Raw genomic sequence first — 15320 nt, 5'->3', positions numbered from 1 at the left:
CTACCTTAGAATCTATGAAAACTGTTTTGTCTTTTCTGTTCTTGCTGGTGTGGGGCAGTTTCACGTGTTCGGCGCAGATGAGTTTTCCGCGGCAACCGGCCATGGCAGGCATTACCCAAGTGGGTAGCAGCTTTTCTAAACAAGAACCGCTGCTGTTTGTGGGCGACCAGGAAACCTCTTTCAAGGCGTTCATTGCGCACCAGAAAGACATGGTCATTCTCAAAATGTACACCGACTCCACCATTCTCGCGCCGCTGGGCCAACGCGCCAGGGGCGGTATTGTCACCGCCGAACTCAAGAGCAAGCGCCCGCTCTTCCGGCTGGAGCACGTACTGGACTACTTCAACGTGCCCACCGAGAAGCGTTCCCTGAATGTGTTAGTGAACAAGCAGCCCGTCACCGCTCACCTGGTCTTGGCAGATATCACGCAAATCAAAAAAGTAGAAGTAATCAAACTGGATGCCACCAGCCCGGTTCGCTCCAATTGGGACGCCAACGCTGAGTACCTCAACATTGTCACCAAAGACTAAAAGGCATTTACAAGGTTTCTGTTTTCGGGCTCTATTCTGGAAATGGAAGGAAAACTGGGATTACCTTTGCAAATGTAGAGACAAGGTAGTGCCTTGTTTCTGGTGGAAGTTCCTACTGCTGCTGCTCAAATGACCTCGTAGCGTGCGCAGTTCCTACGAGTGTCTATGCCAACTCCCGTTTTCGGGCTCATTTTTGAAAATGAGCCCGAAAACGGGAGTTCCTTATAATAGTCTCTACAAGCACTTACACGGCATCTTCATCCGGGAGAATCTCCACGTCTTGCACCAGCACCAGGTTCTCTATCTCGCGGCCTCTGGGGGTGTTGGCCAGGCCACCAAGGGCGGTTTCTTTGTACCTAGTTTCCATGCTCTGGCCAACTTCGCCCAGAGCCATCACGCATTGGTCCACGGGGATTACGGGGTTCACGCCGGCAATGGCAATCTGCGCGCTGGAAAAGGCAATGGCGGCGGCGCTGGCGTTGCGCACAATGCAGGGCACTTCCACCAGACCGGCTACGGGGTCACAAATCAAGCCCAACATGCATTGAATGGTAATGGCTACCGCCGAAAACACCTGGTCCACAGGTCCGCCCAGGCAGTAGACGATGGCCCCGGCGCCCATGGCGGCGGCGCTGCCGGTTTCGGCCTGACAACCGCCTACGGCACCAGCCAATGATGCGTTCTGCTCAATAATCAAGGCAATACCGGCGGCTACCAGCAGGCCTTCGTGAATTTTACGGTCGTCTAGTTTGTGCAAATCTTGGATGGTGGTGAGAATGCCGGGCAGAATACCCGAGGCCCCGGCGGTGGGCGCGGCCACCACGCGGCCCATGCAGGAATTCACCTCCTTCGCGCCCAGCGCGCGGCTGATTAACATCTGGAAATCTGGGGACAGAACGGTGACCGGTGCGGCGGCTACTTTTTTGGCGCCGTTGTTCACCATGCCGGAACGCGAGGTCATGTCCTCAGTCAGGCCGGTTTTAACGGCGTCGCGCATGACGTCATAGGCGCGGGCCAGGCCGTCCCAGATCTGCTCTTCGGTACGGCCTTTCTGTTCTACTTCATAGTCCAGCACAGGTTGGTAAAGCAGCTTGCCGGTTTCCTGGCAGTGTTGGCTCCAACTCAAGAAATCATTGAAAAGTAAGGCCATGTATAGCGGAAAGATAAATCGTTGAAAATAAGCGGGAGTCTTTCAAAAAACCCTGTTTACTATACGTGCAACTGCTTGCAGAAGTGCGTTTAGCCTTTAAATTTACAGAAAGAAAACCGAATCTGCCGCAAAACGAACGGCTATTAGTTAGCTGTCCGTTTTTGGCCTCTATTTCCCAAACAAGCCCTAAACCACGCGCGCCATGCTGGCCGAACTCCTGCAAAAAGTCCCGTATTTCTCCCCAGACGACATTGCTGCGTTTGTGCCGCTCTGGCATAAGCAGATTTCTCTGAACCGCGGCGATTTTCTGGTGCAGCAGGGGCAGGTGGAGCAGCATCTCTATTTTGTGCTGAGCGGCGCGCTGTGGCTGTATTACCCCACTGAGCAGGAAGACATTTGCGTGGGCTTTTCGTACCCAAACACCTTGGTTACGGCCTTCCCGTCATTGGTGACCCAGACGCCGTCTACGTACTGCATTCAGGCGCTGCGCAAGGCGGAGTTGCTGGCCATTTCTAAGGCAGATTTCGAGATGATTCAGGAACAACGTCCGGTCTTTGGGCGGTTCTGGCGGCAGGAACTGGAGAAGGCTTTGATGGGCAAGATGGAGCGCGAGATTGATTTGCAGTTGCTGAGCCCCGAACAGCGGTTGCAGCGGTTGTTGCAACGCAGCCCGCATATTTTTCAGCTGGTGCCCCGCAAGTACATCGCCTCTTACCTGCGCATGACCCCCGAGACGCTGAGCCGCATTCTGTAAATCTTGATTCTGGTCAAGGTCTGGCGTTTGGCGCGCGTCTACCTTTGTCAAAAAAAGCAAAGACATGAACACTAACACCTTACTCACCCAACTAACCGCGCAGGTACAACAGGGTATTGCTACCGTCACCACAGAATTCCTTCCGCTGGACAGTGCCGCCCTCAACTTCAAACCGCACGCCACTAGCTGGAGCATTTTGGAATGCCTGGAACACCTCAACCGCTACAGCCGTTTTTACCTACCGTATTTGGAGAAAGCCGTGGCCGCTGCGCCCACGTTGGCAAACCCAGCGCCGGTGCGTTATTCCTGGCTGGGCAAGAAATCACTGGATTTGGTGAATCCTGCTAACGGCAAGAAGCACAAGACGCTCAAACACATGAACCCGCACAACAGCCTCTTGAACCGCGCGGTCATCACAGAATTCCTGCAGCACCAGAACACGCTCTTGCCATTGTTAGGGAAAGCGGCTACCGCCGATGTAAACCAGAAAACCATTCCGGTGGAATTCTTCAAATTGCTAAAAATGCGCACCGCCGAGGCGTTTGAGTTTGTGGTAACGCACCAAAACCGCCACTTGGCGCAGGCCCAACGCGTGCAAGCCCAAGTGCAGCAGCCCATCAGTCTAGTTGTTTGATTGTTACTTGCTGATTGTTTTAAACTAAAATTCCCGTTTTCGGCTTCATTTCTGGAAATGAGCCCTAAAACGGGAATTTGAGTTAAGCCTAAAAACTAAGGCAGATTAATCGCAGGAATACGAGTATTTAGTCTTCCTGATTTGGCCGGCCTCATTGGTCAGTACTTCTACGGGGTACCCTTGGGCATTGTAGATGTACGTCATTGTTGTCGTGTACCGTTCCTGGTTTTTTGGGCCCACTACCCTATAACTTGTAATGTTGCCAGCCGCCCAATCTATAAACGGAAAATACCGCATGTTCACACCGTATTGATTTAAGGGCGATTCTGGGAGAACGTTCTTTTTGCCGTCATAGGTGAGGTAGATGTCCTCCAAGGGAATAGGTTGAGCCGTGGTAGGATCTTGCGTGGTTGATTCAAATGCCTCTTTCTTGATGTGGTTGTTTACGCCGTTAGCGTAATTATAAGTATAGCGGTAATGATAGATGTTGTTAAGGCCTCCCTGTACGCGCAGCCCTGTTTGAGCCAACTGGCCGGCTGTGTTATAGGTGTGGGTGTAGACGTCTGTTTCAGTCAAGCCCGAGCCAAAGGCTCTGGTAACAGTCTGTTTTATGATCTGCCCTTGGGCATTGTATTCATTAACAGTGGCGTAACCATCGTTTTTACCCGTGATTCTTCCACCTGAATAGGAGAATTGGGCATAGTTCATGGAGGAATCACCGCTAGTGTAACGGATTTTGACCAATTGATTCTGGCCATTGTATTCATATTGGCCGGCAATGGTGCCATTAGTATTCTCAATGATGGACGATTTCACCAGACAATCCGCCAAAGGCTGCGGGTCTTCCTCTTCCTCACCGTCTTTCTCAAAACAGCTCACCAGCGCAAGTGACAATACCAGGGGATACAATAGCTTTCTAAACATGATAAATTAGTAAAGGTGAAAATTGAATAGATATGGGAAAGATTAAAGATCAAAAATCTACTTCGAACTAAACTCCTGTTTCATTGCCTTTGTTGGTGTTCTCACCAACAAGCAGGATAGTCCCTGTCCTTGGTTTTGTTGGTGAGAACACCAACAAAGGCAGGCTGATGGCTGCTACTTATTCTATACTAAATATGTTCATTGTAATATAAAGTATTTACCGTGGATTATGACCTGCGTTTTGGGGCTCGTTCCTGGAAATGAGCCCCAAAACGGCTTTTCCATTATACCGTTTCTAAGTGTTGTTCCTGCGCGGCTTTTTCCAGAGTGTGGAGTAAGTCTTTCTCTAACGGTACAAAGCTTTTCATCATGCTCAAGTCGGCTACTTTTTTTCCTTCAGAGATGAAGTGGCGCGCTTTCTCCGGTTCTTGGATGATGTAGAGGGCATAGGCGGCTTGCACGCGGTAGTCGTCGGCGCTTTTGCCCAAGGCCAGCCGGGTTTCAATCTGCTGGTAAATTTCTTTGGCCTTGGCGGGGGCTGGCTGCAAAAAACTGTAGGCAAACAGCTGCTCTTTCTGGATTTCCTTGCGCTGGGTAGGCGGGTACTGCTCCAGGAATGGCTCCATCTCCTGCATGGTCTGGAACGCCGCCTCCGGTTGCCCGGTGCTGAGGTAATACAGGTAATTGTACGCCAGGAAGTTCACCTTGAAAGTTGGGTCTTCGGTTTGTTGGTGGCGCTGCAGGAAACGGGGCATGAATACAGCCGGGTCTTCGCCGCTCAGTGACAGCGCGTTCAGAGACAGAATATCGGCCAGAGAATAATAGTCCGGTGATTGTTTAAAGCCGTCTAAAAGGTATTTGCCGTCGGTGGCAATGTTGCTGCTGTTCTTGATGGGCATGGCGTTGGCAAGGAACAGCACGAAGGCCAGAAAGACGGTGGAACACGCAAACCACAACCCGAACCCGCTGGTCACCTGCCGGTCCAGAATCAAATACAGGCACAGCGCCAAAGATACCAGGTTGAGCACCAAGCCGCCCACCATGTAGAGCATGAGCGTTTTTCGGTTATGGCCTTCCTGCGTGGGGAGCATGACGCAGAGCCCCAGGTAGCCCAGGTTCTTGTACAGCCTGAACCGAAGCCGTCCGTTTTCAATCTCCAGGGCCAGAAACCCCACCCTGAACGAGTAGAACCGCATGCCCGCCAGCTTCCCGAACAGGAAATGCCCGAACTCGTGCACCACCACCTGCCCCACAAATGCCAGCAGAAAAGCCGCCGCTGCACCCAATACTTCGGTTTTGGTCCAGGCGCCGGGGTTGTTCTTCAGGAAAAAGGCCGCGCCCGCGCCACCTATAATGCCGCCGCCCAACATTGACAGCAAAAAGAGCAGTTTCTTTTTCATATACCTTCAGATTGAAAACAGCCGATTGGTCTTGCAGAAACGAAACTACCAAAGAATGAGCTTTCTACCTACTCAATCTTGGTGTACATGGTGACTTGCGCGGAGTAGGTGATGAGCTGCCCGGTGGAACTCACGCCTTGGCCGCCCATGCCTTTGCCCCAGGTGCGCATTTGAAACGAGTCTACGGTTTGGTTAATGGACTCCGCCGCGCTGGAATTGATTTCCAGGTAAAGCACTTTGCCCAGCTTGAGGTTACCGGCCTTGGCCAGGCGCTCAGTGGTTTCGCGGGCATCTATCACGGCGGTTTCCTGGGCTTGCTTGGTGTAGAGGGCGGCATCTGTGTGAAAATAAGAGACCCGGTCCAGCGCGTAAATTCTTGTTTTGAGAATCTCCTCCGTGAAGTTCTGCATCTGCGCCAGGTCTTTTAAGGTGAAGATGATTTTCTGGTTGGCTTCATAGCCCGCCAGCACCTCCTTTTTCAGGGAGTTTTCATACTTCATGACTTTGTCTGTGGAGATAAGGCTAACCTTGATGTCATTGGGGTCTGCCACGTATTTTTTGAGAATGTCCACCACTTCCTGGCTTACTTTCTGGTTTTCGTTCATGGCCTCGCGCAGGGCTGGTTTCAAGAACTTGAGCGAAATGGTAATCTGCGCCGCATTGGGAAACACCGCAATGGCCCCATAGCCTACCACTGACACTTTCGGCTCTTCTGCCACGCCAATGTTACTGTTAGTCTGCGCGAAGATGGTGAGGGAGAAGAGGCAGAGGGAAAGAAGGAGAAACGTGGTTTTAAAATTCATGCTGAGTTAGTGATTTTATAGGGTGCATTTAAGCAACGGCGCACATAGCAATCAAAGTATTGGGAACAATATGTCAACAGGCAAGCCATATTCTTACTTATGGTAATAGTATTTAATTAAACCTTTCAACTTCCCATCAACAAAGCTCCGGGCTTCTGTTTTTAAGTCATCTCTATTGAAAATGTATGTCTCAACATACTGTCTTCCATCTGAATACTTAATGGAAAATTCAATTAAATTGTCTCTCTCAAACTTGTAGGAATAATTAGTACACCTTTCTACCGAATCAAAATAGTCACAACTACTCAGTACACGCTTTTCTAAATCATATGTGGTAATAGTTTTAGAGACAGAACTACCAAACTGTGAGCTGTCTGTATTATTGACTTGTGTTTCAAAAATAGTGGAATCTGTGTATTCAAAAGTTTTGGTCGATTCCCAATAAGGGCCAATAGTTGTAAGATACCAACCTGTTGAATCTATTTGCTTTACTAGCCTATTCTTTCCATCATAATAATAGTTTCTCTTAGTATGTTTGAGGTTTTCGTCTGAATAGGAAATCTCCTCTTTCAAGTTCTTATGTTCATCATAAAACCACTCTTGAAACAGAAATCTAGGATGACAAATCAAGCAATTCTCAGCACCAGATTTATTTTCTACAGTATTATCGTCTAATTTTAAACTTCCATTATAATCTACTCTATAATACCTTTTTATTCTTTGATTGTCTGCATTGTAGATGTATTCATAAATTTTTGGGCTATCACTGTCCTTTAAATGGGTAGTGTCTTTTGTGTACTTTGAAACTGAATAATGATGTTCAATGCCTGAATTTACTTCCCTTTTTAGGCTGCCTTTATCATTGTATTCAAAAATTGTGGTGTTTATACCTATACCATAAGTAGATGAGCCTTGCTCTTTAACCCATTTACCATTTGAAGACATTGTTCTTTTAACCAGCTGTCCTTGGGTATTGTAGTAATCAGCAAAATCATATTGACTTAAAGAAGAAGGGCCGTGAATAACCATCATTAAAAGATGATTAACTCCATATACCTTACTGCTATCTAAGTCAATCTGGTTTCTCACTAGATTGGTGCTGTCTCTCTTTTTGATTTTCCCGTTTCTCTTTATTTGATAGGCATACCCTTCTACCTTTCTTATTCCTTTATTTTTAAATTCTGAATAAGTGCTTAGGACATCTTTGTTCCAATCTGGCAAAAGGACAGGATTAATTTTTTGCCCTATGGAAATAAATGGAATCAAAACCACCAAAAAGGTTAAAAACGCCTTGGCCATAATGTCTACTTGAAAATACTTTCATTCTTCCTCCCCCTTAAGGTACCATTTCCTTACAAATTCCCAATTCCGTTTTCAGCCCCGTTTCCAGAAATGAGCCCGAAAACGGAAAACCCCAAACCACATATTAAAACCGAACAGCCACCACTTCCAGCGCCTTGGTTTCTAAATGCAGTTTACAGAGTTGGTGGGCGTTGGTGTTGGTGAACCAGAGGTAGCCTTGGTGTACCAGCAGCCCGGCGGGTTCCTGCAAACCGGCAAGCAGTGTGGTGATGCGTTTCTGGGCCAGGTCCAGCACTTTGATTTTGCCGTTGTAGGTATCTGCTAGGTAGAGTAGGTTGCCGTGAGCGGCCAGCCCCAACGGGTGTTGCAAAAACGCTTCGTCAAAGGTGCCGTCCACGTCCCCGAAGTCAAAGAGGCCCCAACCCATGAGCGTGGCCACGGTACCGTTGGCTAAATCAAGGGCACGCACGGCGCTGGCTTCGGGGTCTGCCACGTAGAGCGTGTTGTTGGCCAGGGCCAGGCCGCTGGGTTGGCTGAACGCGGCTTGGGCGAATGGACCATCGGCGAGGGCTTCCCGGCCGGTGCCGGCAAACCGGTACAGTTGCTGAGTGGCCAGGTCGAAGCGCAGAATCTGGTGGTTGCCGGCGCTGGCCACGTACAGTTGGTCTTGGTGCACGGCCAGATCCCAGGGGCTGTTGGGCAGCACGGGCTCGCCCCATTTATCTTCAAAAAAGTAATAGCTCAACTCCCCGGTTCCGGCGACGGTGGTCACCTGTTGAGTCTGGAGGTTCACGCCGCGAAGGGCATTGTTTTGGGTATCGGCTATGTATAAAAAACCGTTGTGCAGCGCCAGGCCGTGTGGTTCATTAAAGGTAGCCTGGGCAAAATCACCATCAGAAAAGCTTTGGCGCCCGGTGCCAATGACGGTACGCACTTGGCCAGAGGTGTCTAGTTCCAGAATGCGGTGATTTCCGGAGTCAGCTACATACAAATGATTGGTATTGGAATCAGCTATCAGTTTGGAAGGGAACCGAAGCACCTCTGTAGAGGCAGTTTCTAGCTGCACCGGGAAGGGCGTGCGGTCAAGTTGGTGCTGGAATGTATGAATGAGCTGGTCCAGGTGCGGTTTTATTTCGTCATAGATGCCTTCGCCGGAGCGCTGACCTACCACCTTGCCGTTGGGGTCAATAAGCACCACCGTGGGCCAGGCGCGCACGGCGTACTGTTTCCAGACGGCAGAATCAGCGTCATTCACCACGGGGTGCGTAATCCCGAACTTCAAAATGGCCTGCCTGATGGCCTCACTGTGTTTCTCCGCGGCGAACTTAGCCGAGTGTACGCCAATAACCACCAGTTCCTGCGCGTATTCCTGCTCCAGCCGTTTGATGTCTGGCAGCAAATGTTGGCAGTTGATGCAGCCGTAGGTCCAGAAATCAAGCAAGACTAGTTTCCCCCTAAAATCTTTGAGCGTGTAGGGCCGACCGGTGTTGAGCCAGCCGTGCGGGGTATTGATTTCTGGGGCGTTTACGCGGCCGGTGAGCATGGGCAGTTGGCGGTTGGGGTTATTTCCTGTTTGCATAAACGTACGAAAACCACCAAACGCTACGCAAGGGTAGTCACGCTTTCCAAGAAAAGACTATTTTTGTTTATCAGGGCGCTCCAGCCGTTGGCGGGCATTCTTTTTCAAATTTCAATCGGTCCATCTAAATTTCTTCAGCTTTAGTTTCTGTTCATGCGCCCCTTTTTTTGTTTGGCAGGCCTGCTTGTCCTGCTTTTGTCTGTGCCCAGCTTCGGGCAGATCAATGTGCTCACCAGTGAGAAACCCGTCAAGATTGAATCTATAGAAGAGACGTACCGCGTGGTGGGCCCCGACAGTGTGGTGTTCTGCTACAATTATAATTGGCGCTTGGTCAAGCCAGAGTGCGCCACGTATTTTCGGCATACCAAGCTTTCAGAGGAGGGTTATTTTACGGGGCCGTTCAAAGAATACAACCGGCAGGCCGAGCTGCTGTATACCGGCGCCTACGCCCAGAAGAAAAAAGAAGGCCTGTTCCAGGAGTTCTACCGCAACGGCAAGACCAAAGTGGCCGGCCACTACAAAAATGACAAGCTAACCGGCAATTGGGAGCTGTTCTATGAAACCGGCGAACCCAAGTGCGTGCTGCTGTACACAGAAAACTCAGTGTACATTCTGTCTGCCTGGGACCAGGCTGGCAACCAGACCGTGAAAAACGGTAACGGCACCATGAACATTCTGTTTGGTGCCAATGAATACCTGCAAGGTTTGGTGCAAGACAGCGTGATGGAAGGCACCTGGACCAGTTCAACCCAAGGCATGCCCATTTTCACAGAGGAGTTTAAGAAGGGCGAGTTTGTTTCGGGCCAATTTCCTGGCAGACAAAAGAAGCCTAATTCCTACAAAAATTCTCAGATACGGCTGTTCTTCCAGCATGATTTTTCAGACCCGGAGAAATTTGAGTTCATGGCCACGTGCACGCCCAACAAACCCATGCGCATGGCAGTGCCCACCAATCCGCCCACCTACCACCAAGATAACAGTTGGGTGGCGCAGGCCCTGTTTTTAAAATTAAAAAGGAGCCGGTTGGCCACCTCTTTCTGGCAAAAGCGCGGCCAAATCAATTTCACCTTTGTGGTCAATGAAAAAGGAGTAGTCAAAGACGTGCAACTCACAGAGGAAAGCGCCAAACGTTTTTACCTGTACCTAGATCTGGTGCCGGTGATGCAAGATGCCCTGGCCAGCTTGGGAGACTGGGCACCCGCCACCCAGAAAGGCCAACCCGTGGCGTACAAAATGTCTTTGTCTGTGGAATTGAACGAGGCCACCATTGGCATACAGTATAGGAACGAAGGCCCGATGGACTAACCTCCATTTTGGGGCTCATTTCTGGAAATGAGCCCCAAAACGGAGGTTAGTCCCTTCCATTAAAACCACTTTTGTGACTGCCCTTCTTTTGCGTTTAAGCAGTAATCAGGATTTTATTTTTTGCGGGCCAAGGTCAAAACCTTTAAGTACGTTGGGCAGTTAGAAACTCCAGCGGAATTTGCTGAAAACGGGCACTTGTAAACTAGTCAGGTAAAAGCGCGTACAATCGTAAGTTCTTCTCACCAGACCACGCTTGCTATGAAAAAAAATCTTACCTCCCGCCTCTCCAGGTCCCTGCGGAGCATCACCCTTATTCCCTGTCTGTGGCTGGCCTTGCTGCCCGCCCCGTCGGCCCTAGCCCAGGTGACCACAGATACCCTCACTACCACGCAATTGGCAGACACCACCAAGGCTGGTGTGCCAGTAGTTACGCTTGACCCGGCCCTGCAGAAAGGCGCCCTCCGGAAACGCCTCATTGCCCCGGCTATCTTCATTGGAGCTGGTTTGCTTATGATTGACAACGGCCTCTATGACCGGCATGACGTGCGCTATGACTTAAGGACGAAGGCGTTCCCCAACTTCAAATCAGACATAGATGACTTCCTCATTTTCGCGCCCACGGTGGGCTTGGTAGCCTTGGACATTTTCTCGTCACAGAACCAGCACAACGTGACCCGGCAAGTGGGGCTTTTGGTGGCTTCTTCGGCAGTGGCTTCTGCCATGCTGTGGCCGCTCAAGCAAGCCACCAACGTTCCCAGGCCAAACGGTGAAAACGATTATTCCTTTCCGTCTGGCCACACCACTTACGCCTTTGTGATTGCCACCATGGTGAGCCGCGAGTTCAAGGGCAAAAGCAAATGGATTGGCATTGCCAGCTACACCGCCGCCGGTACCACCGGCATGATGCGCGTGCTCAATGACGCCCACTGGTTCTCAGATGTATTGGCTGGCGCCGGCGTGGGTATTCTCTCCACCAATTTGGTGTACCTGGCGCATGACCGCTGGTTCAAGAACAAAGGCCTCAACAAAGACTGGCGCGCCGATGTGGTGCCTACTGTCATGTTCAACGGGTCGCCGGGCGTGGGCCTGGTTTTCCATCTCAACTAGCTACGCTCTTATTTCCGTTTTGGGGCTCATTTCCAGAAATGAGCCCCAAAACGGAAGTAATTCTGCTAAACTCAAAGATTAACCTGATATTAGGCTCTGCTTTTATAGTTGCACCTACCTACTCATGGCTTTGAACTTAAGGAAATTATTTGCCCTGCCGCTCATGTGGCTTTTGCTGTCCCCCGCGGGGGCGGCCGCCCAGGCAGTAGTACCGTCAGATTCAACTGGAACGGTGCTGTTGCTGGCATCCCTAGACAGGCCCGTGGCGTTTGCCCAGGCCCCGGCAGAAGCCGCCCCCAAAACCGGCCGCTTCCTGAAACGGGCCGTGCTGCCGTCTGTGGTCTTGATTGCCGCCGGTATCTCCACCATCAAAGACAACGGCTTCTACAGCAGTTATGATGCCCGTGATGATGCCCGCCGCAACTTCCCCAATTTCAGCACCACCCTAGACGACTACCTGTTTTTTGTGCCCATTGTGGGCCTGTACAGCTTTAACCTGTTCTCCTCCCAGAACAAACATGACATCAGGCGGCAAACGGGTCTGGTGCTGGCCTCGGGCTTGCTGACCACCGCCATGGTGTACCCCACCAAAGTCTTGACCAAGCAGGAGCGCCCCAACGGCTTGCCCCGCGCATTCCCATCGGGCCACACGGCCTACGCGTTCACTATTGCCACGGTGGTAGACAAAGAATTCAGAGCGAAAAGCCCTTGGATTAGCGTGGGCAGTTACACCATTGCCTCTGCCACGGGCGCCATGCGCATTTTGAACAATGAGCACTGGCTCTCAGATGTGCTGGCGGGGGCCGGCATGGGCATTCTGTCGGTGAACACGGTGTACTTTCTGCATGACAAATTCGTCAAAGACAAAGGCCTGAACGCCACCATTGCGCCCACCGTGCTGCCTAACGGCGACCTAGGCATGGGCTTCGCGCTGCAGTTCTAGCTTTTAGTTTGTTGCTGTTTTGAGACCAACCACGGCTTAACACCGCAGCCCATGAAAATCCTGACCACCCAACAGACCCGTTCGGCAGACGCTTTCACTATTGCCCAGGAACCCGTTTCGTCTCTGGACCTGATGGAACGGGCCTCTGGGGCGGTAAAAGGCTGGATCACCGCACGTTTCTCCCCGGCCCAACCCGTAGTAGTTTTCTGCGGCCCCGGCAACAACGGCGGCGATGGATTGGCGGTGGCCAGGTTACTGCACCATGAAGGCTATGACGTGCAAGTGTTCTTGCCAGACCCCGCGCAAAACAGATCCGCAGATTTTACCCAAAACCTCACTCGCCTTCCCCAGGAAATTCCCACGCACACCTTAATTACATCTGAAGATTTACCAGCTCTCCCGCCAAATGCCCTGGTATTGGATGCGTTGTTTGGTTCGGGTTTGTCCAGACCGCTCCAGGGGCTTTATGCAGAACTGGTTCATTGGCTGAATGAGAACGCCGCTAACATACTTTCTATTGATGTGCCTTCTGGGTTACTGGCAGACGCGCCTACGCCCGAGGAATTCTCAGTTGTTCAGGCAACCGTCACGCTCACGTTTGAAACTCCAAAACTGGCTTTTCTGCTTCCGAAATCGGGCCCGTATGTAGGTGAATGGCATGTCTTGCCCATTGGGCTGCACCCCGATTTTCTGGCAACCGTTGAAACGCCGCACCAATTTCTCACCAAGGAAGTCATACAGCACCTGTACCGGCACCGGCAAAAATATGCGCACAAAGGCACCTTTGGCCACGCGCTTCTGGTAGGCGGAAGTTACGGCAAGATGGGCGCCATTCTGCTGGCGGCTCAGGCGGCGCTGCGGGCGGGCGTAGGCTTGCTCACCGCGCAGGTGCCGGCGGCCGGTTACACCATTCTGCAGACCGCAGTACCCGAAGCCATGACCCTCACCGACCTCCATGAGCACCACATCTCCACGTTTCCGGCAACTGTTTCCCAATACCAATGTATTGGCATTGGCCCGGGCCTGGGGCAGGCCGAAGACACGCGGCTGGCCCTGGAGGCATTGTTCAGAAGCGCCTTGCCGCCCCTGGTTTTAGACGCCGATGCCCTCAACCTGCTGGCCCATGACCGCGCCCTTCTTAGAACACTGCCCCACCACAGCATTCTCACGCCCCATCTAAAAGAATTTGAACGCCTGGCAGGCCCGGCAAAAGATGATTTCCATAGGTTGGAGTTGCTGAAAAACTTCTGCGCCGAACATGCCTGCTACGTGGTCTTGAAAGGCGCGCATTCCTGCATTGGCACCCCAGAAGGCACCTTGTATTTCAACAGCATCGGCAACCCCGGCATGGCTACCGGCGGCTCCGGCGATGTACTCACCGGCATCTTGACCGCCCTGAGAGCGCAGGGTTATAGCCCGCTGGAAACCTGCCAGTTAGGGGTGTACCTGCATGGCCTGGCCGGAGATTTGGCAGTAGCCGCCCAAGAAAGACAGGAATCTTTGATTGCCTCTGACCTCCCCAAATTTCTGGGGCCAGCCTTCAAAACCTTGTCTGCCTAACGCTCTACTTTTCCGTTTTTGCCCTCATTTCTGGAAATGAGCCCGAAAACGGAAAAATTCTAAGCCAGCCACCAAACCAGCAGAAACTGCAAGAGCATCATGCCATCGGCGAGAATCAAAAAGTAGTAGCGCGACCGATATTCATGGGCAAACCAGATAACCAGCCCCGCCGACAAGGCGGCCAGCCCCAAAGCAAGGCGTACGTTGGTGTCCACGCTTCCGGGTAGTAAGATGGCATACAGCAACAAGGCCAGCAGGGCCAGGTACTTGGTGGTGGGCACGCCCCATTTGCCGGGAAAGGTGAGCGTGCCGGTGAGTTTGTCTTTGTAGAGGTCCCGTATGTCAAAGGTGAGCGTGAGCGCGAAGATGAACAGAAACCTCCGCGCAAACAGCACCATGCTGTCTGCCGAAAAGATGTTGCTGCCGGCTTCCATCTGGGGTAATTGCACGGTCACCGCGGTCCAGACGTAGGCAATGAGAAACACCTTGAGCAGCGGAATATCGCGGAGCGGGATAAACCGTTCGCGCTCCGGCACTACAGGTATGGAGTAAAGCCCGGCCACCACCACCAAATGCAGCAGAAACCAGAAATTGAGTTCAAAAAGGGCTGTATAGTACAGATACAGCGTGCATAGCACGCTTATGAGGCAGAGCGTAATGAGCACCAAACGGTTGCGCTGCACCCAGGCAATACGCGGCGTGGCGGGCACATCTTGGTTGAACTTGTAAGGCAGCAGGCTGTCTACGTTGTAAATGAAAAGCGTCGCGAAGAAAATGATGCCGCCCAGCCGCAGCGAAATGGGCATGTCTTTGAGCAGGTAGGTTTCCCAGGCCAGCGCCACGGCACAGACAGAGATAAAGAAGTTGCTGAACAGAATTGCGTCCAGAAAGTTAAGGGCGACCCTCATGGTTCCTGCGGTTGGGGTGGGTGGCTGGTGGCAAGGCAATGTACGCGTTCTAACCTGAAAGGTGCCACGCGCACGCGGTTTTATTTGCCTGTTTGGAGCAGAGGCTTTTGCTTCTTTTTCAAAGCGCCTCCGGGTTCTTGGGTACATTTCTCGTCTGGGACCGAATCCAGTTTCCCGTTTTCGGGCTCATTTCTGGAAACGAAGCCAAAAACGGAAACATGATTCCCGCCTTTCGTCTCCCTTTACAGGCCCAGGATGATACCGCTTGGTTGATTTTGCAGGGGCGAATTGCCTTCGCCAAATGCCGTGGACTTGTTATTTCTCTATCTTCCTTGGAAGGAACAAATACACAATGCCTTATTTGGTATGCGTCAGGGCGTATGCCATAAGCCCCTACAAAATCAGAAACGCGCACACTATG

Annotated in this window: 14 protein-coding genes; 7 read left to right on the top strand and 7 right to left on the bottom strand. The window is 51.5% G+C overall.

What is annotated here, in order from left to right; genetic code table 11:
* The first annotated feature begins 14 nt into the window (after positions 1 to 14).
* Positions 15 to 530: a hypothetical protein gene (locus IMY23_RS15275; RefSeq protein WP_192822925.1), complete on the top strand. Its 516-nt coding sequence runs from the start codon at positions 15 to 17 to the stop codon at positions 528 to 530.
* Between the two features lie 244 nt (positions 531 to 774).
* On the opposite strand, the gene sdaAA is transcribed toward IMY23_RS15275, so the two are convergent.
* Complete coding sequence (sdaAA, locus tag IMY23_RS15270) at positions 775 to 1680, bottom strand: L-serine ammonia-lyase, iron-sulfur-dependent, subunit alpha (protein ID WP_192822924.1); 906 nt, start codon at positions 1678 to 1680, stop codon at positions 775 to 777.
* A gap of 202 nt (positions 1681 to 1882) precedes the next feature.
* Between sdaAA and IMY23_RS15265 the strand changes: the two genes are divergently transcribed.
* Positions 1883 to 2434 (top strand): Crp/Fnr family transcriptional regulator, encoded by a 552-nt coding sequence (locus tag IMY23_RS15265; RefSeq protein ID WP_192822923.1) that lies wholly within the window; start codon positions 1883 to 1885, stop codon positions 2432 to 2434.
* A 64-nt stretch (positions 2435 to 2498) separates the two neighbouring features.
* Positions 2499 to 3068, top strand: coding sequence for a DinB family protein (locus tag IMY23_RS15260; RefSeq protein ID WP_192822922.1), 570 nt, complete (start codon positions 2499 to 2501; stop codon positions 3066 to 3068).
* 105 nt (positions 3069 to 3173) lie between these two features.
* On the opposite strand, the gene IMY23_RS15255 is transcribed toward IMY23_RS15260, so the two are convergent.
* From IMY23_RS15255 to IMY23_RS15235, 5 genes are all read right to left on the bottom strand, one after another.
* Entirely contained in the window at positions 3174 to 3992 is an 819-nt protein-coding gene (locus IMY23_RS15255; protein WP_192822921.1) for a hypothetical protein, read from the bottom strand.
* A gap of 284 nt (positions 3993 to 4276) precedes the next feature.
* Entirely contained in the window at positions 4277 to 5392 is a 1116-nt protein-coding gene (locus tag IMY23_RS15250; protein ID WP_192822920.1) for a M50 family metallopeptidase, read from the bottom strand.
* 68 nt (positions 5393 to 5460) lie between these two features.
* On the bottom strand, positions 5461 to 6195 hold the full coding sequence (locus tag IMY23_RS15245) for an SIMPL domain-containing protein (RefSeq protein ID WP_192822919.1): 735 nt from the start codon (positions 6193 to 6195) through the stop codon (positions 5461 to 5463).
* A gap of 93 nt (positions 6196 to 6288) precedes the next feature.
* Positions 6289 to 7494 carry a hypothetical protein gene (locus IMY23_RS15240; RefSeq protein WP_192822918.1) on the bottom strand — a complete coding sequence of 402 codons (1206 nt, stop codon included), beginning with the start codon at positions 7492 to 7494 and terminating at the stop codon, positions 6289 to 6291.
* A gap of 127 nt (positions 7495 to 7621) precedes the next feature.
* Complete coding sequence (locus IMY23_RS15235; RefSeq protein ID WP_225986520.1) at positions 7622 to 9076, bottom strand: thioredoxin-like domain-containing protein; 1455 nt, start codon at positions 9074 to 9076, stop codon at positions 7622 to 7624.
* Positions 9077 to 9247: 171 nt separating this feature from the next.
* Between IMY23_RS15235 and IMY23_RS15230 the strand changes: the two genes are divergently transcribed.
* The 4 genes from IMY23_RS15230 to IMY23_RS15215 all read left to right on the top strand — a co-directional run bounded on the left by IMY23_RS15230 (position 9248) and on the right by IMY23_RS15215 (position 13991).
* Positions 9248 to 10381, top strand: a complete 1134-nt coding sequence (locus IMY23_RS15230; RefSeq protein ID WP_192822917.1) for a toxin-antitoxin system YwqK family antitoxin — start codon at positions 9248 to 9250, stop codon at positions 10379 to 10381.
* Positions 10382 to 10639: 258 nt separating this feature from the next.
* Complete coding sequence (locus IMY23_RS15225; protein ID WP_192822916.1) at positions 10640 to 11488, top strand: phosphatase PAP2 family protein; 849 nt, start codon at positions 10640 to 10642, stop codon at positions 11486 to 11488.
* A 124-nt stretch (positions 11489 to 11612) separates the two neighbouring features.
* Positions 11613 to 12431, top strand: a complete 819-nt coding sequence (locus IMY23_RS15220; protein ID WP_192822915.1) for a phosphatase PAP2 family protein — start codon at positions 11613 to 11615, stop codon at positions 12429 to 12431.
* 51 nt (positions 12432 to 12482) lie between these two features.
* On the top strand, positions 12483 to 13991 hold the full coding sequence (locus IMY23_RS15215; RefSeq protein WP_192822914.1) for an NAD(P)H-hydrate dehydratase: 1509 nt from the start codon (positions 12483 to 12485) through the stop codon (positions 13989 to 13991).
* A gap of 59 nt (positions 13992 to 14050) precedes the next feature.
* Here the strand turns inward: IMY23_RS15215 and IMY23_RS15210 are convergent, their stop codons facing one another.
* Positions 14051 to 14899, bottom strand: coding sequence for a hypothetical protein (locus tag IMY23_RS15210; protein ID WP_192822913.1), 849 nt, complete (start codon positions 14897 to 14899; stop codon positions 14051 to 14053).
* Positions 14900 to 15320 lie beyond the last annotated feature (421 nt).

It is taken from the genome of Rufibacter sp. LB8, assembly GCF_014876185.1.
Taxonomy (GTDB): Bacteria; Bacteroidota; Bacteroidia; order Cytophagales; family Hymenobacteraceae; genus Nibribacter.
The sequence above is the reverse complement of the archived record's forward strand: the minus strand, read 5'-3'. Positions and strand labels throughout refer to the sequence as shown.

Bases quoted from the DNA above. Each gene is read 5' to 3' on its own strand.
- IMY23_RS15240 (WP_192822918.1), bottom strand. From the start codon at position 7,494: ATGGCCAAGGCGTTTTTAACCTTTTTGGTGGTTTTGATTCCATTTATT.
- IMY23_RS15220 (WP_192822915.1), top strand. From the start codon at position 11,613: ATGGCTTTGAACTTAAGGAAATTATTTGCCCTGCCGCTCATGTGGCTT.
- IMY23_RS15260 (WP_192822922.1), top strand. From the start codon at position 2,499: ATGAACACTAACACCTTACTCACCCAACTAACCGCGCAGGTACAACAG.
- IMY23_RS15250 (WP_192822920.1), bottom strand. From the start codon at position 5,392: ATGAAAAAGAAACTGCTCTTTTTGCTGTCAATGTTGGGCGGCGGCATT.
- IMY23_RS15225 (WP_192822916.1), top strand. From the start codon at position 10,640: ATGAAAAAAAATCTTACCTCCCGCCTCTCCAGGTCCCTGCGGAGCATC.
- IMY23_RS15265 (WP_192822923.1), top strand. From the start codon at position 1,883: ATGCTGGCCGAACTCCTGCAAAAAGTCCCGTATTTCTCCCCAGACGAC.
- IMY23_RS15275 (WP_192822925.1), top strand. From the start codon at position 15: ATGAAAACTGTTTTGTCTTTTCTGTTCTTGCTGGTGTGGGGCAGTTTC.
- sdaAA (WP_192822924.1), bottom strand. From the start codon at position 1,680: ATGGCCTTACTTTTCAATGATTTCTTGAGTTGGAGCCAACACTGCCAG.
- IMY23_RS15235 (WP_225986520.1), bottom strand. From the start codon at position 9,076: ATGCAAACAGGAAATAACCCCAACCGCCAACTGCCCATGCTCACCGGC.
- IMY23_RS15210 (WP_192822913.1), bottom strand. From the start codon at position 14,899: ATGAGGGTCGCCCTTAACTTTCTGGACGCAATTCTGTTCAGCAACTTC.
- IMY23_RS15255 (WP_192822921.1), bottom strand. From the start codon at position 3,992: ATGTTTAGAAAGCTATTGTATCCCCTGGTATTGTCACTTGCGCTGGTG.
- IMY23_RS15215 (WP_192822914.1), top strand. From the start codon at position 12,483: ATGAAAATCCTGACCACCCAACAGACCCGTTCGGCAGACGCTTTCACT.
- IMY23_RS15245 (WP_192822919.1), bottom strand. From the start codon at position 6,195: ATGAATTTTAAAACCACGTTTCTCCTTCTTTCCCTCTGCCTCTTCTCC.